This window comes from Polynucleobacter aenigmaticus (assembly GCF_002206635.1).
Taxonomy (GTDB): Bacteria; Pseudomonadota; Gammaproteobacteria; order Burkholderiales; family Burkholderiaceae; genus Polynucleobacter; species Polynucleobacter aenigmaticus.
Window position 1 is genome coordinate 88,282 of sequence record NZ_NGUO01000011.1, and the last position, 22,289, is coordinate 110,570.

The 22,289-nt window shown below is 44.3% G+C and carries 26 protein-coding genes and 1 tRNA gene; 16 read left to right on the forward strand and 11 right to left on the reverse strand.

Going from position 1 to position 22,289, the window contains the following annotated elements; genetic code table 11:
- Positions 1-7: 7 nt before the first annotated feature.
- The 3 genes from hemW to rph are packed head-to-tail and all read right to left on the reverse strand — an operon-like array spanning position 8 to position 2,530.
- Positions 8-1,216 carry a radical SAM family heme chaperone HemW gene (gene hemW / locus CBI30_RS07750; protein WP_420812048.1) on the reverse strand — a complete coding sequence of 403 codons (1,209 nt, stop codon included), beginning with the start codon at positions 1,214-1,216 and terminating at the stop codon, positions 8-10.
- A complete protein-coding gene (rdgB, locus tag CBI30_RS07755; protein ID WP_088527804.1) occupies positions 1,191-1,781 on the reverse strand; it encodes an RdgB/HAM1 family non-canonical purine NTP pyrophosphatase in 591 nt (196 codons plus the stop codon). Before rdgB ends, hemW begins: the two co-directional genes overlap by 26 nt.
- A 17-nt stretch (positions 1,782-1,798) precedes the next feature.
- Positions 1,799-2,530, reverse strand: a complete 732-nt coding sequence (rph, locus tag CBI30_RS07760; protein WP_088527735.1) for a ribonuclease PH — start codon at positions 2,528-2,530, stop codon at positions 1,799-1,801.
- 65 nt (positions 2,531-2,595) lie between these two features.
- Here rph and CBI30_RS07765 point away from each other — a divergent pair, with 65 nt between their 5' ends.
- The 4 genes from CBI30_RS07765 to CBI30_RS07780 are packed head-to-tail and all read left to right on the forward strand — an operon-like array spanning position 2,596 to position 6,818.
- Complete coding sequence (locus CBI30_RS07765; RefSeq protein WP_088527736.1) at positions 2,596-3,537, forward strand: YicC/YloC family endoribonuclease; 942 nt, start codon at positions 2,596-2,598, stop codon at positions 3,535-3,537.
- A gap of 21 nt (positions 3,538-3,558) precedes the next feature.
- Positions 3,559-4,209 (forward strand): guanylate kinase, encoded by a 651-nt coding sequence (gmk, locus tag CBI30_RS07770; RefSeq protein WP_088527737.1) that lies wholly within the window; start codon positions 3,559-3,561, stop codon positions 4,207-4,209.
- 44 nt (positions 4,210-4,253) lie between these two features.
- Positions 4,254-4,457: a DNA-directed RNA polymerase subunit omega gene (gene rpoZ, locus CBI30_RS07775; RefSeq protein ID WP_088527738.1), complete on the forward strand. Its 204-nt coding sequence runs from the start codon at positions 4,254-4,256 to the stop codon at positions 4,455-4,457.
- Between the two features lie 60 nt (positions 4,458-4,517).
- Positions 4,518-6,818: a RelA/SpoT family protein gene (locus tag CBI30_RS07780; protein ID WP_088527805.1), complete on the forward strand. Its 2,301-nt coding sequence runs from the start codon at positions 4,518-4,520 to the stop codon at positions 6,816-6,818.
- 16 nt (positions 6,819-6,834) lie between these two features.
- Here the strand turns inward: CBI30_RS07780 and greB are convergent, their stop codons facing one another.
- A complete protein-coding gene (gene greB / locus CBI30_RS07785; protein WP_088527739.1) occupies positions 6,835-7,335 on the reverse strand; it encodes a transcription elongation factor GreB in 501 nt (166 codons plus the stop codon).
- 18 nt (positions 7,336-7,353) lie between these two features.
- Here greB and CBI30_RS07790 point away from each other — a divergent pair.
- The 7 genes from CBI30_RS07790 to CBI30_RS07820 all read left to right on the forward strand — a co-directional run bounded on the left by CBI30_RS07790 (position 7,354) and on the right by CBI30_RS07820 (position 13,994).
- A tRNA-Arg gene (locus tag CBI30_RS07790) sits at positions 7,354-7,430 on the forward strand.
- Positions 7,431-8,038: 608 nt separating this feature from the next.
- Positions 8,039-8,719, forward strand: a complete 681-nt coding sequence (locus tag CBI30_RS07795; protein WP_088527740.1) for a GntR family transcriptional regulator — start codon at positions 8,039-8,041, stop codon at positions 8,717-8,719.
- Positions 8,720-8,852: 133 nt separating this feature from the next.
- A complete protein-coding gene (locus CBI30_RS07800; RefSeq protein WP_240553539.1) occupies positions 8,853-9,788 on the forward strand; it encodes a Bug family tripartite tricarboxylate transporter substrate binding protein in 936 nt (311 codons plus the stop codon).
- A 24-nt stretch (positions 9,789-9,812) separates the two neighbouring features.
- Complete coding sequence (locus tag CBI30_RS07805; protein ID WP_088527741.1) at positions 9,813-10,955, forward strand: mandelate racemase/muconate lactonizing enzyme family protein; 1,143 nt, start codon at positions 9,813-9,815, stop codon at positions 10,953-10,955.
- A 9-nt stretch (positions 10,956-10,964) separates the two neighbouring features.
- Positions 10,965-11,876: a fumarylacetoacetate hydrolase family protein gene (locus CBI30_RS07810; RefSeq protein ID WP_240553540.1), complete on the forward strand. Its 912-nt coding sequence runs from the start codon at positions 10,965-10,967 to the stop codon at positions 11,874-11,876.
- On the forward strand, positions 11,869-12,825 hold the full coding sequence (locus CBI30_RS07815; protein WP_088527742.1) for an NAD(P)-dependent oxidoreductase: 957 nt from the start codon (positions 11,869-11,871) through the stop codon (positions 12,823-12,825). The genes CBI30_RS07810 and CBI30_RS07815 overlap by 8 nt, the downstream gene beginning before the upstream one ends.
- An 11-nt stretch (positions 12,826-12,836) precedes the next feature.
- Positions 12,837-13,994, forward strand: a complete 1,158-nt coding sequence (locus CBI30_RS07820; RefSeq protein WP_088527743.1) for a mandelate racemase/muconate lactonizing enzyme family protein — start codon at positions 12,837-12,839, stop codon at positions 13,992-13,994.
- A gap of 592 nt (positions 13,995-14,586) precedes the next feature.
- Here CBI30_RS07820 and CBI30_RS07825 read toward each other — a convergent pair.
- The gene (locus CBI30_RS07825) at positions 14,587-14,826 is read right to left on the reverse strand and encodes a helix-turn-helix domain-containing protein (RefSeq protein ID WP_088527744.1); all 240 of its coding nucleotides are present in this window, start codon (positions 14,824-14,826) and stop codon (positions 14,587-14,589) included.
- Between the two features lie 262 nt (positions 14,827-15,088).
- On the opposite strand from CBI30_RS07825, the gene CBI30_RS07830 reads away from it, so the two are divergent.
- Positions 15,089-15,628, forward strand: coding sequence for a retropepsin-like aspartic protease family protein (locus tag CBI30_RS07830; protein ID WP_088527745.1), 540 nt, complete (start codon positions 15,089-15,091; stop codon positions 15,626-15,628).
- 251 nt (positions 15,629-15,879) lie between these two features.
- Here CBI30_RS07830 and CBI30_RS07835 read toward each other — a convergent pair whose 3' ends face one another.
- From CBI30_RS07835 to CBI30_RS07850, 4 genes are all read right to left on the reverse strand, one after another.
- Positions 15,880-16,371 (reverse strand): Dps family protein, encoded by a 492-nt coding sequence (locus CBI30_RS07835; RefSeq protein WP_088527746.1) that lies wholly within the window; start codon positions 16,369-16,371, stop codon positions 15,880-15,882.
- 27 nt (positions 16,372-16,398) lie between these two features.
- The gene (locus CBI30_RS07840) at positions 16,399-16,824 is read right to left on the reverse strand and encodes an organic hydroperoxide resistance protein (RefSeq protein WP_088527747.1); all 426 of its coding nucleotides are present in this window, start codon (positions 16,822-16,824) and stop codon (positions 16,399-16,401) included.
- Between the two features lie 727 nt (positions 16,825-17,551).
- Positions 17,552-17,878, reverse strand: coding sequence for a hypothetical protein (locus CBI30_RS07845; protein ID WP_072584036.1), 327 nt, complete (start codon positions 17,876-17,878; stop codon positions 17,552-17,554).
- A gap of 23 nt (positions 17,879-17,901) precedes the next feature.
- Positions 17,902-18,087, reverse strand: a complete 186-nt coding sequence (locus tag CBI30_RS07850; protein ID WP_072584037.1) for a hypothetical protein — start codon at positions 18,085-18,087, stop codon at positions 17,902-17,904.
- Between the two features lie 353 nt (positions 18,088-18,440).
- Here CBI30_RS07850 and CBI30_RS07855 point away from each other — a divergent pair, with 353 nt between their 5' ends.
- The 4 genes from CBI30_RS07855 (at position 18,441) to CBI30_RS07870 (ending at position 20,833) form a co-directional block, all read left to right on the forward strand.
- On the forward strand, positions 18,441-19,004 hold the full coding sequence (locus CBI30_RS07855; protein ID WP_088527748.1) for an RrF2 family transcriptional regulator: 564 nt from the start codon (positions 18,441-18,443) through the stop codon (positions 19,002-19,004).
- Positions 19,005-19,076: 72 nt separating this feature from the next.
- Entirely contained in the window at positions 19,077-19,631 is a 555-nt protein-coding gene (locus CBI30_RS07860; RefSeq protein WP_088527749.1) for a demethoxyubiquinone hydroxylase family protein, read from the forward strand.
- A gap of 42 nt (positions 19,632-19,673) precedes the next feature.
- Entirely contained in the window at positions 19,674-20,282 is a 609-nt protein-coding gene (locus CBI30_RS07865; RefSeq protein WP_088527750.1) for a DsbA family oxidoreductase, read from the forward strand.
- A 131-nt stretch (positions 20,283-20,413) separates the two neighbouring features.
- On the forward strand, positions 20,414-20,833 hold the full coding sequence (locus tag CBI30_RS07870; RefSeq protein ID WP_072584040.1) for a CHRD domain-containing protein: 420 nt from the start codon (positions 20,414-20,416) through the stop codon (positions 20,831-20,833).
- Between the two features lie 42 nt (positions 20,834-20,875).
- Here CBI30_RS07870 and CBI30_RS07875 read toward each other — a convergent pair whose 3' ends face one another.
- Both CBI30_RS07875 and CBI30_RS07880 read right to left on the reverse strand, forming a co-directional pair.
- Positions 20,876-21,508, reverse strand: a complete 633-nt coding sequence (locus CBI30_RS07875) for a class I SAM-dependent methyltransferase (RefSeq protein WP_088527751.1) — start codon at positions 21,506-21,508, stop codon at positions 20,876-20,878.
- Positions 21,509-21,527: 19 nt separating this feature from the next.
- A complete protein-coding gene (locus CBI30_RS07880; protein WP_088527752.1) occupies positions 21,528-22,094 on the reverse strand; it encodes a YceI family protein in 567 nt (188 codons plus the stop codon).
- Between the last annotated feature and the right edge of the window lie 195 nt (positions 22,095-22,289).

A 22,289-nucleotide genomic window follows, 5' to 3' on the forward strand; every position in this document is an offset into this window, starting at 1 on the left:
CTTGGGCTTACAAAAACATCTCTTGTAGGTTATTAAGGTAGCGCAGGCCCTGTTCTGTGGCTTTAAGTTTGTTGGGATTTAAGTCTAACAAACCCTTTTTGCTGGCCTCATCCAATCCTTTTGATACGACGTTCAGTGGCAAGCCAGTGCGCTCACCAAAGGTAACGGTATCTACGCCATCAGTTAGGCGTAGGACATTGAGCATGAACTCAAAGGGAAGATCTTTGGCGGAGATGTCTCTTGCTTCAATCAACGCATTGCCTTTGGTTTCCATCGCCTGCATATAGGTTTCTGGATGACGCTCTCGTACTTGCCGGGTAATTTTGTCGGGAAAGGAGATCTTGCCGTGAGCTCCTGCACCAATGCCAATGTAATCGCCAAAACGCCAGTAGTTCAGATTATGTTTGCACTCCTGATCTTTCTTGGCGTACGCAGATACTTCATAGCGCCGATAACCAGCCGCTTCTAGCAGGGCTAAGTTTTGCTCAAAAATCGCATCAATCTCATCTTCGCTTGGAAGCTTTGGTGGAAAGCTGGCGAAGTACGTATTGGGCTCTAAGGTGAGATTGTAAAAAGATAAATGGGGGGTCTTAAAAGAGAGGGCAGTTTCAATATCAGCTTTAGCGGCTTCCAAGGTTTGATTTGGTAAGCCAAACATCAAGTCGAGATTGACGGATTTAAAGTGCTGTAGCGCAATCGCAATAGCGCGCTTTGCTTCTTCCCCATTATGAATTCTTCCCAATGCTTTGAGCTGTTCATCTTGAAAGCTCTGAATACCTAAAGAGACACGGTTGATTCCAGCTCGAGCAAAGCCGGCCAATTTTTCTGCCTCGACTGAACCTGGATTGACCTCCATCGTGATCTCGCAATCCGGCTCTAAGTTCACACGTGCCCGAATAGCAGAGAGCAATTCATTCATCCCATTGGCAGATAGCAAGCTAGGAGTGCCACCACCAATAAAGATGCTGTGTACCTGCCGACCCCAAACGCGAGGCAACTCGGTTTCCAGATCAGCAATCAGTGCTTGGATATAGCGCGCCTCATCAAAACCCTGCTTACCTTCTTTGATCTGATGGGAGTTGAAATCACAATAAGGACATTTCTTTTCACACCATGGGAAATGGATGTAGAGAGATAACGGAGGTAGGGCGGTGAGTTTTGACTGGGTTGCCAAAATAGGTTTGAGTGTATTAAGCACGGCTTTGGAGTTGTGCAATAAGTTCACGCAAGGCTTGACCTCGATGACTAATCAGGTTTTTCTCAGATGGCTCTAACTCTGCGGCAGTGTTACCAAGCTCTGGCAAAAAGAAGTGTGGATCATAACCAAAGCCATGACTGCCTCTAGCTTCATCAATCACTTGACCGTACCAACGGGTTTGCACAATTAGCGGTTCTGGATCATTGGCGCTACTGACCATGACAAGAGCGCAGACATAGTGCGCCCCACGGTCAGTCTTGCCTTGCAGTGCAGAAATGAGCTTCTGATTATTGGCAGCGTTGTCACCGTTGATGCCGGCATAGCGAGCGGAGTAGACGCTAGGCTCACCATTGAGAGCATGAGCACAAATTCCGGAGTCATCAGCAAGCGCGGGTAAGTCACTGGCAGCGCTGGCATGGCGAGCCTTCGCAAGGGCGTTCTCTACAAAAGTCTGATGAGGCTCTTCTGCCGCTGGAATGCCTAACTCACCTTGAGGAATCACCTGAAAATGAAAGGGTGCCAAAAGTTCTTGGAATTCGCGAACCTTATCAGCGTTGTTAGATGCGAGAACGAGCTTTTGCACAATCAAACCCTTATTCTTTATTTGAAAGCTTCTTTTTGTAGCTGAGTTAAATCACGAATACCTTCTTGCGCAAGATCTATCAATGCATTTAATTCATCGCGGGAGAAAGCGGCGCCTTCAGCAGTACCTTGCACTTCGATCATGCCGCCTTTGCCTGTCATGACGACATTCATATCGGTATCGCATGAGGAGTCTTCTGGGTAATCTAAGTCCAATACTGGCACACCCTGGTAAATGCCAACAGAGATCGCTGCAACACTATCGATAATCGGATCGGACTTGAGTGCACCGCTATCGAGGAGGGTGTTGATGGCATCGCGTGCCGCCACATAGGCGCCTGTAATGGCGGCTGTTCTCGTGCCACCATCAGCTTGCAAGACATCGCAGTCAAGATGAATAGTGCGCTCACCCAATACTTTTAAATCAAAGACGCTGCGCATGGCACGGCCGATCAAACGCTGGATCTCCTGTGTGCGACCAGATTGTTTGCCGCGAGCAGCTTCACGATCGCTGCGGGTGTGAGTGGCACGGGGGAGCATGCCGTATTCGGCAGTAACCCAACCTTCGCCTGAGCCCTTTTTATGTGGAGGCACTTTTTCCAAGACACTGGCAGTACACAAAACCTTAGTGTCACCAAAGGCAATCAGGACTGAGCCCTCCGCATGCTTGGTAAAAGCGCGACTAATACTGATTGGGCGCAATTGGGTAGGGGTGCGGCCACTAGGGCGGGTGCAATTAGAGCTGCTCATCTGGTTTGATCCTGGATTGGTCATAAAGGGTTGGGTGGAATTCACAATGAATCTACAATGTCCATATGATATCGAGCATGACTGGTTATGGCAGCGCTTCTCGCCAAGTCTCCCTAGGAGCTGGCGTAGTTGCTGATCTGCAAGTGGAATGTCGGGCTGTCAATAGCCGCTTTCTGGATTTGGGCTTTCGTCTTCCGGACGAGTGTCGCGGGGCTGAGCCTGCCTTACGAGAAATGGCGACTCAAAGCCTATCCCGTGGCAAGGTCGAGTTCCGTGCTGCCTGGCGGGTTAATTCAGGTGCTGCTGGTGCTGCAAAGGCTAACCCCCATGCTTTAGGTGCCCTCAATAAAGATCGCCTAGATGCTTTGTATACCCTTCAAGAGCACGCTCAAGTAGCCTTTCCCAATGCAGAAGCGCTGTGTATTGCCGATATTTTGCGTTGGCCTGGCATTGTTTCTGAACCTAGAGGTGAAGAAGAGGGTTGGATCGCTGCTACCGTTGAGGCTGGGCGTGCAGCTTTAGCCGCCCTCATGGAAAGTCGCCATGCCGAAGGCAAGGCCCTAGCCACTGTTTTGACCAATATTACTGCGAAGATGCGAGAGATCGTTAAAACGATTGAGCCTAAGGTGCCCGTCTACGTTGCCCAATATCAAGAGAAGCTCACAGAACGTTTGGCCGAAGCCTTGGCTGCTCAAGAGCAGGGAAAGGGTAACGGCGGGTCTGGTACCGAGCTGATGGAACGTATTCGTCAAGAGGTAGTGCTTTACGCTGTTCGTATCGACGTAGCAGAAGAGTTTGCGCGCCTTAAGACCCATCTTCAAGTGGTGGATACAGCACTCGCAGGCAAGGGCCCAGTAGGCAAGCGTTTGGATTTCTTGATGCAGGAGTTAAACCGCGAAGCTAACACCTTAAGCTCCAAATCAGTTTCTGAAGAATGTACGCAAGCAGCCCTAGAGCTCAAGCTCTTAATTGAGCAGATGCGTGAACAGGTGCAAAATTTAGAGTAATTGATATTTAGATAAATCACGATGGCGAGCCCTAAACTTAAACCTAATCTCTCTCCTGCCTATCAAGGTAGTATGTTGATGATCGTTGCCCCATCAGGCGCTGGCAAATCATCTTTAGTTAACGCCTTATTGCAGGAGGACGCAGCACTCAAGCTATCGCTTTCGACTACGACGCGTGCACCAAGGCCGGGTGAAGTAGATGGCAAGGACTATCGTTTTATTGCCAGAGAAGAATTTATTATCGAGCGTGATGAAGGTCATTTTTTAGAGTATGCCGAAGTGCACGGCAATTTCTATGGCACTTCACGTGCCTGGATCGAAACCCAAATGAAAACCGGGCGCGATGTGATGTTGGAGATCGACTGGCAGGGTGCCCAACAGATTCGTCAAATGATCTCGGAGGTGCAATGGATATTTATCTTCCCGCCATCCTTTGAGGCTTTAGAAGAGCGCTTACGCAAACGAGGGCAGGACGATGAGGCAACCATTCAAAGAAGATTGGCGGCAGCGCATCTAGAGCTTCAACATGCCCATGAGGCAGATTTTATTGTGATCAATGATGATTTTGAGCAGGCATTGATTGATTTGCGCCATGTAGTGGCAGCCAGCCGCCTGCGCTCAGGCCCGATTATGGCCCGTAACCCTGCGCTTTTAAGGCGCCTTGGGGTCTAATCAGTTATCCTATAGGTATTGAAGCTAAATTAAGTGAGTTCAGCATGGCCCGTATTACTGTAGAAGACTGTCTAAAAACCATTCCTAATCGTTTTGAGCTCGTATTGGCTGCGACCTATCGCGCACGTCAATTAGTTCAAGGTCACTCCCCACGTGTCGAGGCCAGAGATAAAGCAACTGTTGTTGCGTTGCGTGAAGTTGCTGCTGGTGTAACTGACCGTGACATGTTGACCAAAGTACCTTTGTAATACAGGGGTTCCGTTGTGGAGCTCCCCTTAGGCGACCCAAACACTTCGAAATCCAAAGGTCTGGTCTCGCCTGAAGAGGCTTCTAAAGGTAGTAATTCCTCGATCATCGCCACTCTGTTGGCGCAATCTAGTCGACATTTGTTTGGGCCTACATCAGCGCCTAAACTTCCCCTAAAGCACCATGTTGTCTCCATTGAGGGACTCATTTCCAAGTTAGCTTATCTGAAGCCAGATGAGGTGGCTTTAATCAAAAAGGCCTTTCATTTTTCTGATGCCGCCCACTTGGGTCAGTATCGGCATAGTGGTGAGCCCTACATTACCCATCCCGTTGCGGTAGCTGAGCTTTGCGCTACTTGGCGCTTGGATGCACCATCGATCATGGCAGCCCTCTTGCACGATGTGATTGAGGACACGGGTGTTACTAAAGCAGATTTGCTGGAAAAGTTTGGTAGTAAGGTTGCTGAATTAGTTGAAGGCTTAACTAAGCTCGATAAATTAGAGTTTCAGAGTCACGCAGAAGCGCAGGCCGAGAGCTTTCGCAAAATGTTCATGGCCATGGCGCGCGATGTGCGCGTCATTCTAGTTAAGCTGGCAGATCGTACGCATAACATGCGAACCTTGGATGCTGTTCCCATGCAAAAGCGCCGTCGGGTTGCTGCCGAAACCATAGAGATCTATGCTCCGATTGCCCATCGATTGGGTTTAAACATCATTTATCGTGACTTGCAGGATCTAAGTTTCCGTTATTCCATGCCGATGCGTTTTAGAGTAATTGAGACTGCGGTTAAAAGGGCGCGCGGCAATCGCAAAGAGATGGTGGAGAAGATTTTGCAGGTCACCCGCATGGCGTTCTCTAAGCTCAATTTAGAAGTCGATTTACGCGGTCGAGAAAAAACCCTCTTTAGCATCTACAGCAAAATGCGCAGCAAGCATTTGAGTTTTTCTCAGGTACTAGATGTATATGCATTTCGTGTCACCGTTCGCACAATTGATGAATGTTATCGTGCATTAGGTATTTTGCATTCGATGTATAAGCCAATGCCTGGCAAGTTTAAGGACTACATCGCGATTCCTAAGATCAATGGGTATCAATCCTTGCATACAACCTTGTTAGGCCCTTCTGGCGTGCCAGTAGAGTTCCAGATGCGCACTGGCGATATGCATGCTGTTGCTGAGGCGGGTGTCGCGGCGCATTGGGCTTATAAGGACGGCAAGCCGGATATGAGTGAGGTGCAAAACCGCGCGCATCAATGGCTACAGTCTTTGATCGATATTCAAGATAGTAGCGGCGATTCACAAGAATTTTTAGAGCACGTCAAAATTGATTTATTTCCAGATGCGGTTTACGTCTTTACTCCGAAGGGGCAAATCAGAGCTTTGCCACGTGGGGCTACCGCTCTCGATTTTGCTTACTCAATTCATAGTGATGTAGGTAACACTTGTGTAGCTGTCAAGATTAATGGCATGCAGCTACCGCTACGTAGCGAGCTAAAGAATGGCGACATTATTGAGGTAGTGACCTCTGCAAACTCTCAACCCAACCCAGGCTGGCTAGCATTTGTGAGAACTGGTAAAGCGCGAGCCTCTATTCGCCATTCACTTAAGACTAAGCACTACGCTGAGTCTCTGCAGTTAGGTGAGCGCTTATTGGCTAGTGCACTGCGTCAACAAGGTGTTGATGCTGGGTTGCTATCCCCAGCAGTTTGGGAAAAGCTCCTCCATTGGACTGGGGATAAAACCCGTGAAGAAGGGTGTGTCAATATTGCGCTAGGGCGAAGATCCGCCCAAGAGTTAGCAATTCGATTAAAGATTTTGATTGACGATGGGGGTGGTACAGAGCAAATGCGCTTGGGTGCAACTGACTGGGTTTCTCCTCAGCAAGAAATCGCCTCCCACAACCATCAGCGTCAAGCCATCCTCGTGGATGGACGTGAAGGCAACTCCATCAGCTTCCAAAGCTGTTGTCACCCCATTCCAGGCGATAACATTATTGGCTACCTCGGCAAGGGTGAGGGCTTGCAAGTTCATACCAATGACTGCTCAGTAGCCCTCAGAATGCTGTCAAAAGACAGTGACAAATGGGTAGAAGTGGAGTGGGCTAAAGAGGTTAATCGTGAGTTTGAGGTTGACCTTGCGATTGATACTCACCAAGGTAAAGGAGTGCTGGCTAGGGTGGCAAGCAGCGTGACTTCTGCAGACTCGAACATCATGAATGTATCAATGGACGATCGTTATAAAGAGGATGCGGTCACTATCCGCTTCACAATCCAGGTCTCAGACCGCCTGCACCTCTCTAAGGTCATGCGTAGTTTGCGTGCCAATCATGATGTGATGCGCGTGACCCGAGTACGAGGCAACTAAATAAGCACAGCCCGCATTATTGGTACTGAACGTCTAGGATTTCTATTTCAGTAGGTCCGTTAGGTGTCTGAATTTTGACGCAATCCCCTAAGCGCGCCTTAATCAAGGCCTTAGCAATGGGGGATACCCAGCTGACATGCCCGCAATCTAAATCGACTTCGTCGACTCCTACGATCGTGATTCGAGTCTTCTTGCCTAAATCCGGACCTTCAAGGCTTTCATAGGTGACGGTAGCCCCAAAAAAGACTTGTTCAGCATCGGCATCGCCAGATTTTCGGGCCTGGTTATCAACTACCACGGCGAATTCTAGGCGTTGATTGAGGAAGCGAATTCGGCGATCGATCTCCCGAAGGCGCTTTTTTCCGTAGATATAGTCGCCGTTTTCTGAGCGATCACCATTGGAGGCGGCCCAGTGCACAACCTTGACAACCTCAGGCCGGTCAAGGTTCAGGAGCCGTAAAAGTTCGCATTTAATACGTTCGTGGCCAGCGGGTGTGATGTAGTTCTTCTCTTCCATGGCATAATTATGGCTGTTGCGGCTGTAGCTCAGTTGGATAGAGTACTTGGCTACGAACCAAGGGGTCGTGGGTTCAATTCCTGCCAGCCGCACCATACTACATAAGGGTCTCCCGTCAGGGAGGCCCTTTCTATTTGTACTACTGAACCAATTTTGTACTACTGAATGAGTATTGAATGCTTTATTGAAGCCAGCTAAGCCTTATTCTATAGGCCCTATGCTTCTAAATTTACTTTTTGCTTGTACTGCTGAATTATTTGCCTAATTAGAGCTTTTGCCTGCTTTTAGGACTATTTCAGACATTCAAAGAAGGGAATTTTAGCGCTGTCGAGCATCTCAGTTCGGCCAATCCCTGCCATTTCTTTATCCAAACCTCTACGCTGGATCTTTCTAACTACCGGAGGATTTGGAATGTGGGTTTCAATTGAGTGCACTCATAGGCAGTTACGCTTATTCAGGTTGGTAATGGATTACCGAGTAGTTGTGGTTCTACTAATCATTTGGATGATTTGGGGCATCTTGAGGTTCTTGAAGATCTTTTAAGAAGATGAAATGATGTGATTCCTGCATTTGTTACTAAATAAGCGACATTAAATCAAGTCATCACCGTTCATTGAGGCGCTTTGTCTCGAGGACACTGCTTTTAGTGGTGCTGAGGTTTTGATTTATATTAGAACTTAACTTCATTTTTTTAAGCTTACTAATGCCAAGCAACTCCAAGGGTGGTCTCAAGCTTCTCAACAAAGATACCCTTTGGGATAAGGCCTATTTGTCTTTAAGAAGTGCATTATTGGCAGGTAAATTTGCCCCTGGCGAGCGAATTATTTTGAGAAAAGTGGCCCAAGACTTGGGAATTAGTCTTACCCCCGTCCGCGACGCAGTCAATCGTTTAGCGGCAGAAAATGTCCTTGAGCGGGGTGGAGTGGGACAAGGTGGTGGCGCCTCAGTCCCCTTATTTACGTCGAGTGAGTTCGATCAATTAATGACGATACGAAGCAGTTTGGAGCCCCTAGCCGGAGAGGCGGCAGCTAAAAACGCAAGCAAATCAGAAATCAATGAAATTTCATCTCTTTTGAACGATATGAGAGATTTGGCAGAAACCGGAAATCTTGCCTCTTATTTGAATGCTCACTACAAGTTTCATTTTGGGATCTATAAGTTAGCCAAACAACCCATTCTTGTTCAGGCAATTGAAGGGGCCTGGCTCCGTTGTGGACCAACCTTAAATCTGGCTCTTCCAGACTATAAGCCAGGGCAAAAAAGACATAAATACCATTTGGCCGCTTTAAATGCGCTTAAAAAAGGCGATGGCCCAGCAGTAGCTAGAGCCATCAAAGCAGATATTGATAGCGCTCGCCAAGACATCTGCAGTTTGCTGGATTAATTTTAATGGAAATATTTGGATAAATTGTTTTCAAATGAATGTTGTTTGTTATAACATTGTCGGGATTCTTGATTAAAGGGGGTTATGTATGTACGTTTTTAACAAAACAATTAGTAAATTTGTGATTTCTGTAATGAGCTCATTAATGGTTCTTGGATCAGCGGCAGCCGCTGATTTCCCCATTAAGGAAATTAAGCTAGTAGTGCCCTGGAATGTAGGGGGATCAAATGATATTTCAGCTAGATTGATATCTAGAATCTTGGCTGATGAGGGGGTTACGGTCGTTGTAGATAATGTTCCAGGAGCAACGGGAACGATTGGAATGACAAAAGTGGCTAATGCAGAACCTGATGGCTACACCATCGGAATGGGTACAAGTTCCACAATAGCAATGATTGCGCAAGGTTTAACCCCGCTTAAAAACGAACAGTTTGCACCAATTGCGCGTGTTACAACTGATCAACTCTTGCTGCTGGTGCCTAAGGACAGCCCAACAAAAGACTTAACTAGTTTTGAAGCAATGGTTAAAAAGAATCCAGGAAAAATATCAATCGGCACTCCTGGTAGCAATAACTTAAATCATATCTTTGCGGTGATGACTGGAGATGTGGTGAATTCAGAAATCATTACCGTTCCATACACGGGCGGAGCTAAGGTCATTGTCGATCTTGCTGGTAAGCAAATTACAGCGGCAGTTTTAAAGCCGTCTGAGAGTAAGGCGCAGATGGATTCAAATATGGTTATGCCTTTAGGGGTATTCGCCAATGAGCGGATTAAATCATTGCCTAATGTCCCTACATTCAAAGAAAAGGGCTTCAATGTTTTTCCATATGGACCATTAGTCCAAATGGCCTATCTTGTCGCTCCAGCAAAGACGCCTCCAGAAATTCAAGAAAGACTCATTTCTATTTTCAACAAGGCAATTCAAGATCCGCGCTTTAAGGCTGCTTCCGAGGATGGTGGTGCGAAAGTCGATAGTCTCACTGGTAAAGCTTTAGGTACTGAGATTGTTTCAGTAACCAATACGTTGGCTATTGTTGGCAAAAAAGTTTTTACTGAAAAAAAATAAACATTTGAAATTGAAAGTAGATTGATGAGTCAAATTAAAAAAGTTACCTGCCACGTTGTTTCTGCTCCTGTAGAAAAGCCTTTTACCTCCTCCAGAGGGTGGATTTATAAAACCCGAGGTTCTTGCATTGTCGAAGTAGAAACAAATGATGGCATGGTAGGCTGGGGCGAATGCTATGGGCCGTCGGCTGTCTCAAAGGCCTTTATTGATAGCCAATTTGGGCCTCGAATTATTGGTAGAGATCCATTTGACGTAGAGGTAATTTGGGAGGATTTGTACAACCGCATTAAGGATTACGGCACTAAAGGCATGGCGATTTCTGCTATTAGTGGTATTGACATTGCATTGTGGGACATTATTGGTAAGTCTTGTGGTCAACCAATTCATAAATTAATTGGTGGCTCGTATCGAGATGAGGTAACGGCATATGCTACGGGTCTGTATTTTATAGATATGGATCGATTGATTGAAGAAGCGGTTGAAGAGGCGATTGAATTTAAGCAAAATGGCTTTACTGCTATTAAGATGAAAATTGGCTTAGGCGACTTAAAGTTGGATATCAGGCGTGTAGAGGCGGTACGAAAAGCGGTAGGAGATGATATGCGACTGATGGTTGATGCTAATCACTGCTTTACCGTACCTCAAGCCATTAAGATTGGACGAGAGCTTGAGAAATTAGACATTGAATGGTTTGAGGAGCCTATCTCTCCTGAAGATTTAGATGGCTATGTTGAAGTGACTCGCGCTCTTGATATGGCTGTAGCTGGTGGAGAAAATGAATTTACCCGATGGGGCTTTAGAGATATTGTGGTGCGTAAGGCCATGGATATTGTTCAACCCGATGTTTGCGCTGCGGGTGGTATTAGCGAATGCCGCAAGATTGCAACCCTTGCCAGTGCACATGGCGTAGAGTGCGTTCCACATGCGTGGGGATCGGTAATAGGGGTTGCTGCAACTCTGCATTTCTTGGCAGCACTTCCAGATCAGCCGCCGAGTTTTAAGGGCAACCCTCCACTATTTGAGTTTGAACAATGTGAAAATCCATTCCGCGATTTACTTTCAGTTGAGCCTATCATTCAGCGTAATGGTAGGGTGAGCGTTCCCAAAGGCCCAGGGCTCGGGATTGAAATTAATCGGCATATCCTTGATCAATACCGAGTCGCATAGGTTGTTGTTATGCGTTATTTAACATTCATTAGGGGTGAGCAGGCACCTGCAGTAGGCGTTCTGTTAAGTGACTCTTTGAGCGTGCTCGACCTTTCCCATGCCAGCTGTAGCGAAATCGTGGCTGGTCAAGGGTCTAATTTGCTAAATATGGTTAGGTCAGGTTTACCTGCCTTAACTACGAAAATCACCAGCAAAATTAAGAGCGGTAGTTATGATCCGGCGGCTGTGTTGCGTCTCGATGCCATTGCAATCTGCGCGCCAATTCCCAGGCCAGGAAAAGTGGTTGGAGCTGCATATAACTTTACAGATGCATTGGATGAGCGTTCAATGCCTTACCCAGCTGAGCCAGTTATTTTCATTCGATCTGGAAATACTGTCATCGGCCCAAGTGATGCCATCCTCATTCCGCCAGATGTCGGCAATGTAGGTTACGAAGCCGAATTAGCTGTCATTATTGGGAAGCGCGCATTATTCATAGAGCCAAAAGAAGCAATGGACTATGTCGCAGGTTACACAGTACATAACGATATTAGTGGCAGTGGCTTGATTAAGGAAGATAAAGGTAACTTCGTTCGTGGTAAGAATATGCCAGCTTCTGCTCCCTTTGGACCATTTCTGGTTACTGCTGATGAGGTGGTGAATCCTTATGCTATCCAAATTAAATTGGATGTAGATGGTAGGGTTCTACAGGATGGCACCACAGGCACAATGCTTTTCAAAATTGCTGAATTAATTTCTTATATTTCCAAGCAAATGCCTCTTGAGCCCGGCGATATCATTGCAACAGGAACTCCCGCGGGCCTCGCGATGGTTCAAGAACCCACTGCCTGGCTCGAACCAGGTCAAACGGTCCGTGTCGAACTTGAGGGGCTAGGTATGCTTAATAATCCAATAAAAAAGGGAGTGCCATTTCTTGAATAAAAGATTTAAGGTTCTTTTAACCAATCCGATCTATCCGGAGTTTCATCAAATGCTCTCCGAGGACTGCGACGTAATAGTAGCGCCTGATACAAAGCCTGAGACCTTAAAGGGGCTTATTTCAGACTGTGATGGCTTGATAGTGCGCTGTCAGCTACCCCAAGATATTTTTGATGGGGCGCACCAGTTAAAAGCAGTCGTGCGACATGGTGTTGGGCTAGATTTCATTCCCGTAGATGTGGCAACTCAAAAAGGGATCCCTATTGCGAACTTACCGGGCTCAAATACAAATGCCGTTGTGGAGTATTGCCTGGCTGCCATTTTTCATTTCCGTCGTCGCTTAGGCTTAATTGACTCAGAGTTACGTGCTCGAGGATGGGCAAAAGCCCGCCCGCTAGCTGATCCCTCAAGCGAAATAGCAACGACTACCCTGGGTATCATTGGGTTCGGATCTATCGGAAGCAAATTGGCAAATGCCGCAACTGGCCTGCAGATGCAAACAATTGCACTGACTAGGCGACCAGAAACATTGCCCAGTGGAGTACGCTCAGCTACCAAAACAGAATTGTTTTCTCAATCTGATGTAATAGTAGTTTGCTGTCCCTTAAATGAGGAAACTCGAGGCTTGGTAGATCAGGCCTCAGTCTCCATGATGAAGCCAAATGCCATCCTAATTAATATTGCCCGTGGACCTGTAGTAGATACACAGGCAATCATCGGCGCACTAAATGCAGGAAAAATTGCTGGTGCTGCCATGGATGTGCATGATCAGCAACCATTATCTGGCGAGGAAGCGGTATTCGATTGCCCGAATTTATTGCTCACACCCCACATCGCCTCGATTACTGCTAGCAGTATGCGCGGTATGAGTAAGGGATCAGTTCAGACAATTCTAGCGATCCTTAAGGGTAATCGCACTGATAATGTTGTCAATCCAGAAGTATTTGTTTAATCGAGAACCTCATGACTAGTAATCCACTACGTATTGTTAAATTAGAAGCTGTTCCTATTTCGTTTCCCGTTCCTGAAAATAAATCGGTCCGGCTAGGTATTGGTAAATCTGTAAAACGTGATTCGGTACTCGTTCGTATTGAAACTGAGGATGGTCATGTTGGCTGGGGTGAGGCACATCATGGACGTGCTCCAGGAGCAATTGCAAAGTTAATTGATACGACAATGCGTGAGCTAGTACTAAATAGCGACGCAATGGATATCAACGGCATCTGGGCGCGCGTTTATAAGATGCAGATTTCTAGCCACGGTACGGGCGCAGCAGCAGTTTTAGCATTGAGTGGGATTGATATCGCCTTGTGGGATATTCGCTCTCAAATCATGCAACAACCTTTATATCGAATGTTAGGCGGCGCCTCCAAAAAGATTAAAGCATATGCAGGCGGTATTGCTTTGGGATGGCAAGAGCCAGCATCATTGGCGAAAGAGGCACAAGAACATATAGCAACTGGATATCGGGCTCTAAAGTTACGGGTTGGCGATACAGCAGAGAAAGATATCCTCAGAGTGCAGGCGGTCCGTAAAACAGTAGGGGAAGAGATTGATATATTGGTTGATGCAAATACCAATTACACCTTAGCAGATGTGCGAAAGGTGATGCCTGCATTTGATGAGGCAGGAGTAAGTTGGTTAGAGGAGCCATTCCCTCCACAAGATCGAAAGGCTTATCGTATGGCCCGTAATCTGGGGCGGGTTCCATTTGCAGCTGGAGAAAACCATTACACACGATATGACTTCTCAACCTTATTGGACGATGATAATGTGCAGTTTATTCAGCCTGATTTATCAAAGACTGGTGGCGTTACTGAATCTCTAAAAATTGCTGCGATGGCGAGTGCTAATAAATTAACAATTAATCCTCATACTTCTGCTACTGCAATCAATATGGGGACGACTATTCATTTTTTATCTGCCATTGATAATCCTGGATATTTTGAAGGGGACGTTACATCGCTTAATCCCTTTAGGGATGAGATGATGGATAAGGTTGCATATGAGCTCGATTCAGACGGTTTTGTAAAGCCATATGAAGGTATTGGCATTGGCATGACAATAAACTTAGACTTTGTTAAGGATCACCCTCTGATCGATGGTCCTTGCTACGTCTGATGGCTTAGTTTCACAACTAGGCCTGAACTTTTTTGGAATGGAAAGCTAGTTTGGGGTAATGAGCTTATTGTTCGGTAGGTGAGTACTGGGAAGCCTCAATATTCAACAGCAAAAAGAAAGTTTGCATAAAGTGACCATAAATCTGTACTACTGAAAAGATATCAAGCCAATATAAACAATGGGTTAGGAGGATCTAACCTGTAATTCAGTAGTACAAATTAATACTCGTAAGTCATTGTTTTATAAAGGTTTATTGTGTTGCGACGTATGGGCTACGAACCAAGGGGTCGTGGGTTCAATTCCTGCCAGCCGCACCATACTACATAAGGGTCTCCCGTCAGGGAGGCCCTTTCTATTTGTACTACTGAACCAATTTTGTACTACTGAATGAGTATTGAATGCTTTATTGAAGCCAGCTAAGCCTTATTCTATAGGCCCTATGCTTCTAAATTTACTTTTTGCTTGTACTGCTGAATTATTTGCCTAATTAGAGCTTTTGCCTGCTTTTCGGACTATTTCAGACGTTCAAAGAAGGGAATTTTAGGACTGTCGAGCGTCTCAGTTCGGCCACTAAGAGCCATCCCCCTCTTTTTTACTTAGTCTGGTAGCGCTCAGTCAGCGGGCAGAGTAGATCGCATACACCCACATCTAATTCAGTTGCAACCTTAACCATGACGGCTAAGGTTGGGTTGCCTAAATTACCCTCGATTTTACTTACGAGCGTCCTGTCTATCCCAGCCTGGTCAGCAAGTTTTTCTTGTGAAAGGGATCGATCTTTTCTAAGTCTTTTGATATTGAGGCTTAGACATATTTTATATTTTGTAATGGACATTTCCTATTATGGGGGGGGTGGCAACCTTTTTTCATTTATATTAAAAATATATAAACATGTTTATATTCAACGGTTTATAATCAACTGCTTATAATCAACAGATCATACAAAGCACCCAAAATCGTTAGCCACACTATTAAGCCAAAATCACATAAATGCGCCACATGCTCCTGCATGTTGATTGGTTTATTGCTGTTAAGTAACTTTAGCCTTGCGGTAGCCCAAAATAATTCCAGCTTTCGTTTGCCTCCAGTAATGGCCGATGTCCCGGCTTTACCCCCCCCCTATAAATAAACCCATCTCTTTTATTTCCTATGATGGCTCTAATTGGGCGGATGGAAAAAATCAGACTAAAGATCTTCACGAGGCTGCCAGTAACCCAGGGAAGAAAATATCACCAGCGCAAATCAAAAACGGTGATTTCGTGGTGCATGTATCACCGGATGGCCATTACTATATTTCTGGAGGTGTCAACGGTTTTCCAGTGATGTTTATGGTAGATAGTGGCGCTGCTTATTCCTCAATACCCCTGCGTCATGCCCGGAACGCAGGCATCAGGGTAGGTATCTCCAAATCTGTGAATACTGCTAATGGCCTTGTTGATGTAGGCGAAACATCAGGCAATATCATTACTCTTGGCACTCTAGGTATTGCCAATGTACATCTCTTGGTAATCAGTAATTTAGAAACCGCACTTTTAGGCGCAGAAGTTTTAAACACTTTAGATATTTCTTATGCGGTGGGTGTGATGACGATTAAGGCAATCGATAAAGTTAAACCTAATACGCTACCTAAGAATTAGTTGTTTACTCTTAGGAATGCGCATATTAGCTAGGACCCAATAGGCTGTTGTGGGTCGAGAGGTGCCCATTTGACTGAGGCGACGTAGATGGCTTAAATCGGCCAGAAGCGGTCGGTAGAGCAGATGATTGAAGACTTTGTATTGACGGAGTAATTCTCCCCGGGGAGTAAAGAAAATAGCCCATCAATTGAATTGGGCTATTTTCTTTTAGGCCTAATATCAATCTATCTTTTTAAACGACGCCGATGGAGTTACTCTTCCAATAAACTTCTTAGCATCCAAGCAGTTTTCTCGTGAATATCTTGTCGTTGAGTTAGTAGATCCGCTGTAGGTTGATCATTCGCTTTTTCTACTAAAGGGAAAAGTTTGCGAGCAGTTTTCGCAGTAGCCTCTTGAGCCTTCACAAGATACTTGACCATATCCATTGCTTTAGGTACCCCATCCACTTCTTTGATGGAGGTAAGCTTTGAGAATTCCTTATAAGTACCCGGTGCTGGTTCCCCAAGCGCCCTGATTCGTTCTGCTATTAAATCAAGCGCTGCCCATTGCTCAGTGTATTGAGTCATAAACATAGTGTGAAGGGTGTTAAACATTGGACCTTTCACATTCCAATGAAAGTTATGAGTCATCAAATAGAGAGAGTAGCTGTCCGCCAAAAGCTCTGATAATCCTTTAGCAATGGCCTTGCGATCTTTTTCACTAATGCCAATATCTATTATGGTTTTAGTTAATTTGTTACTCATAAGTTCCCCTTCATTGGAAATAATGATTTATATGACGGAAATATCAACTGCAATATTGCCACGAGTAGCGTTGGAATAGGGGCAAACCTGATGAGCCGCATCGACTAAGTCTTTAGCAGCCTTTTTTTCTAAGCCTGGTAAGGCTATGGCCAACTTAACAGCGATACCAAATCCTTGTGGGATTGGACCGATATCAACACTGGCGTCAATTGAAGCATCATCAGGCACCTTTACTTTTTTCAATCCTGCTACGTGCTTAAGCGCTCCCATAAAACAAGCTGAGTAACCAGCTGCAAATAATTGCTCTGGATTAGTGGCTGTACCAGCGCCACCCATAGCTTTAGGTGCTGATAGAGTTACATTCAGCAGGCCATCATCGCTAACTGCCTTGCCATCTCGGCCACCAGTAGTGTGGGTGTGGGCTGTGTACATTATTTTATCCAGCGTATTCATGATACTTTTCTCTCTAATTAAATATTTTTAACGAATAAAGTGCTTGGCGATATCAAAGACAGTTAATCCAGCTCCAAGAGCATTGATGCAAACTCCTGCGTATAACTTCATTGGATTCTTTGATTGGATAAAAGTTGACATATCTTTCTCCTATTTTCTGGTGCAAAAGAAGGTAGCTAAATCCTTTTCAAACTCGTGATTGAGAAAGTACAGGCCTTCAGATAAGTGGTGATGATTCTTCATTTCTCGCTCCTTTAGTTTTTTAATGGCGATGAAGTGATTCTGGGGGATATTGAGATATCGGTCCAATGAATTAAATTGAATTTAATGATCGATAATATCGATAACAAGATTTGGATATGATCATACTAATCATTCCGATCTCAACGCACCCCTTAAGACTTTGAATGACAATGTAAAAAATGTTTATGGAACTGAGGATGTGGCCAATCATTGAGAAGATACGCTTTAAATACGACTGCATTATGGTTTTGTATTGGTATACCCTTATTAGCCGTTTCAACGCAGCCAATAAGGCGAACCCTCGATAGTTCTCTCGAAGTTCTGGCAGTAATTAGCTCCACCTCTGGGGTAGGTTCAATTATGGTTATTTAGGATAGAGCAGTAATCCTATCAAGAGGCGTACTTTAATGGGACAACTCGCGTAGCTTTTTTTGCGCTGGTCAAGCATCGATTTAAGCGACGCTTACTAAGTCAGTATTGAGGATTACGTATTCATCTTGGGGTCAACCATAACGCAAGCCTTCATTCCCTTTAACTCCATGGCCTTGAGCCACTCAGGTTTTATTTTTGGATTCATTATTAATTCATTCACTTGTCGATTAGAGGCATTTTTAGCGACGAATTCAGCTTGACATCCACAGTAAGCCGTGAAGTCTTCTTCAGTAAGGGTCTTACCCTTAAGATCTTTATGCTCAGCCACTTGTTCACTTATGCAATTTTTTTGATAATCCTTAGAAATTGCCTGAGCAAAAGATGGGTTGGCTACTACTAACAAAAAAGCTAACGATAAAGCGGTTCGAAATATTGGCATTGTGCGTTTCCTTTTCATGCAATTTATATGGTGGAAATTCTTCCATAAACATCAAGGTCGGACTCATCAACCTCCAAAAAGTCATCTTCGATCACAGAAGCTCCTTCTAAGTTTTCGATATATTCCCGGATAGCGTAGTAAGGAGGCATCTGTGCTTCATTGTCATCCTGGGGATCCCAGACTTTGTAACGAAAAACGGTTAATTTCATGTGATTTTTGGTTAAACGTAACTTATGAGCCTAAAAGATGATTCATATGGCGCCTCAAGTAAGCCTTGCGAGCCTCGACTAAAACTATGACCAAATTACTCAGAAACTGTTTGAACTGTCTCATTTAAAGCTCCTTTGGTTAAAAATACTAGGGTTACTACTTAATTAGTATGCGCTTTAAGTGCCTAGATTGCAGGGCAGCAAAAACCCCTCTATTAGTAGTTTTATACGTAATAACCCTAATAGGTTCAGAATTAAATTGTCTCCCGACCCGTATTTAAGGTCCTTAAGTCGCCCTCGGGCGACTTCTTTTTAAGTCATTTCTACCGTGTCGTTAATAAAAGGAAAGTGTCATGTTGAAGTACATCAATAGGTCGCTTGAACAAACTATCAATACCTTGATTGATATCACCGCCTATTCACGATTTGGCGTTCCGGTTAGAGCAATTGACATCGCTAAACGTCAGCACCTTTCTTTAAGTCGTATGGAAATAGTGCTCTCCGCGCTTAAGTCTGCCTATTTAATACGAGCCGCCAAAGGACGAAGGGGCGGGTACTACTTAGCTAAAGACCCACAAAGCATGACGATGAAAGATGTGTTTTTAGCAGTCAATCACTTTAGATCCAGAAAAGCAGTTATTGCAGATTTTGCTAAAGAGATCGTAGAATCGTTTGAATCTCATATGCGTGATTGTCTATCGAAGATTGCAGTAGCATCATCTTCAAAAGATGCGAGAACAAGACCCTTTCAAATTGAGATCATTCCAGCCTGGGACTCGCAAAAGTATCAATTACAAGAAATCTCCAAAAAGGGTAAATGGGATACTCAAAGCGTTCTGATTACAAAAGCCGAATTACAAAAAGCAGAAAAGCTCGGACCCAACTCTATATTTGATTTTAGTAATTACATTCAATAATAAAATGAGATTGATGAAAAAGATGCGACAGTTTTATGATGAAGTTATAAGTTATATCCGGGCTTATCTCAGATGAGCGGTGTAATCGAGCGTAGTCATGCTTCTTATTCCGTCTATTTAGAGCGTGAGTTACGCTCAGATCATGCCGGCGAAACGGGTGCTATCTATATCTACAAAGGCATTATTGCCATTGCAAAATTACGTAAAGATCAGGAGCTCATCAGTTTTGCCAAGCATCATGGAGCCACTGAGGCTGAGCATTTACAGTTAATAGAGTCTATTTTCGAGGCCAAGCATCGAAGTCGTTTGCTTGTTCCTTGGCGCATTGCGGGATGGTTAACTGGGGCAATACCAGCGCTATTTGGAAGAAAAGCAGTTTATGCAACGATTGATGCTGTTGAGACATTTGTAGAGCAACATTACCAGCAACAGATTGAATATCTGCAAAAAAATGGTAGTCATGATGATTTGCTTAAGCTCCTCATGCGTTGCCAAGCCGACGAAATAAATCATAAAAATGAAGCAAGATCAAAAGTTGTGAGCCCTAGGCCCTTAACTCTAAGGCTTTGGTGTGCTTTAGTAAGGAGTGGATCGGCAGTAGCTGTTTTATTAGCCAGGCAGATTTAAAGAATATGATATTAGTAGTTAATTAAACGAGGTAGAGAAGCAATGATTCAGATTCAGATCTGGGCTGACTTTGAATGTCCATATAGTTACTTTCAGACTATCGTTCTTGAAAAGCTCGAAACAAAGTATCAAGACAGACTGGAGATAGTATGGAGAGCATTTGAATTAACCCCAGTTGAGGGCAATATATCTCCCTCACAATCCTACATGGATAATCTTGAGGCCGCTAAGTCTGAGCCCATTGTTATGCAAGAGAATCTTAAGCTTTTAACGCCAAAATTTCTAACCTATACATGGCTTGCGCAAGAGAGTGTTTACTTTGCTAATTCTCAAGGGAAATCATTAAAACTTGCTAGAGCCTTATTTGACGCATTCTTTTTGCAAGGAATGGATATTGGTAGCGAAGCGGCGGTAATGCAGATTGCTTCTCAAGAAGGTATTGATATTGAACGCCTAAAACAAGCTGTTGATAACGGCGAATTGACCAAACACGTTATGGCCGATGAGCAAGAGTTCAAGACTTACGGGTTTCAAGGGCTTCCAGCAATGCTTATCGGTGAAAAGAATTTTTCTCCTCGTAGTTTCATGCCTGTAAATGGATATCAAACGTTTGATGAGCTATCTGAAATCATTCAGGGCCTTGTTATGTAATGATGCTCTTAGTCATTAAAGATCAGATTGGTCCAATTTAAGGCTTTTCCTCAAAAATTTAATCTGCCAACATATCTCATTAAGCTAGTTGTGATAGTCTAAACCCAGGACTAAACCAATAGGAGATACAAATGAAGATAACTCATGTTTTAGCAAAAGTTGTTTTGGGATTGTGTGTTGGCGTCGCTTCATTAGGTGCTTTTGCACAGTCAATGAAAGTAACTCTTACTGGCTCTCAAGAGGTGCCACCAGTAATGACCTCAGCTTCTGGGGTAGGCGCAATCATGGTTGCTCCAGACGGAGCGGTGTCGGGAACCATCACAACGACAGGTATCGAGGCAACCATGGCACATATTCATGAGGCGCCGATGGGCCAAAATGGCCCAGTTATTGTTCCATTTACCAAGACTTCAGATAATGTTTGGACTGCCCCCGCTGGTGCCAAGTTAACGGATGCCCAGCTCCAAAGCTTGAAGAGCGGCAATCTTTATCTCAATGTTCATAGTGCCACCAATAAACCTGGTGAAATAAGAGCCCAACTTAAGCCTTAGATTAAATATTCTTAGCTAAGGCCACTAAGAATGATTGAAGAACTACTTTTTCCAAACGCTTGCCAGCCATGGCTGTTGTTCAATTGGTAGTCCACTTGGCCTATAGTAATGTTCGATTTCAGTAAATTTTGCATCGGTCATAAAAGATCTCCAGCTCTCTAAATCATGATATGAGCCAAATCGGTCTCCGTACCAAACTTCTTCGTTATTACCCCGAGGGTTTGAGCTAAAAAGAATACCGTTGGGTTTTAAGCATGCCCATAAATTACTTAGTACTTTGGGTAATAGCTTATTGGGAATATGAAATAGTGAAGCGTTGGCAAAAATACCGTCAAATGTGTTATCTGGCAAAGATAAGTTAAAAAAATCTTGGACTAAGATTTCGCAACCGCTTTTCGTTTTAGCTATTTGAGCTGCTTCTTTGCTACCTTCAAGCCCAACAGCAACATGACCAAGCTTAGCAAAGGTTTGTAGATCTCTTCCCGGACCACATCCAAAATCCAGAATATGAAACGGTGGCTCAGTCTTGATTGTGCTTAATAGGGCATCAATATTTTGACTGACATCATGATCTTTTGTGCCCTCATAATAAGTAACAGCATTTTGATCATAATGCGCGATAGTCGTTTGTGAGATTAAAGCGGATTCACTTATGAGATTTTTAAATGTAGACATAATGAGTTTGAAACTAAGGCTATTCTTTTGATGCCTCAATTACTATATTTAAGCTTATTTCATCTCCAACAAATGGTACGTATTTTCCCAGATTAAATTCTGAGCGACTTAACTTCGCGCTTGCGTTAGCGCCACACATGTATTTCAAAGTAATAAAGTTACGACTACAAGCAAAGTTGCTTACTTCAATATTAATAGGCTTGGTAATGCCTTTAATAGTCAGCTCGCCTGAGAGCGATGTAATAGCCTGATTGTTAAATATAACCTTATCAGAAGTGAATTTGGCTACAGGAAATTTTTCAGAATTAAAGTAATCTTCGCTTCTAAGTAACTTGTTAAAGGTATCGGAGCCTGTGCTAACTGAGCCAGTCTCAGTAGCAATTTCTATGGTGCCGCCATCCATTTGATCATTGAGTGTAATGGTTCCATTCACCCTGTCAAAACGACTAGTTTGAATCGAGTAAGCTAAATGCTTGTAGCTAAAGCTAACAAAGGTGTGCTCAGGATCGGTAACATAAATTTCTGCTGATTGTGCCGAGGAGGTGACCAAGGTCAGGAGTAAGGCGCTTATATAAAAAAAGTTCATTAGGCATTTTAGGTGTTGATGTGAGTATGCGCTGAATCAGCGCCCCTATCCTCAATAGAGTCCTAAATACCTTCTTTTTAGTCTTTCCGACAGTTGAGGTATCAATTCGGGCTTCAAAAAGCTGGCATGGCAAGCATAAAATCTACTTATATGAGTTAATTCATGTAATTGACGCTGATACCAAGCTCAATACCA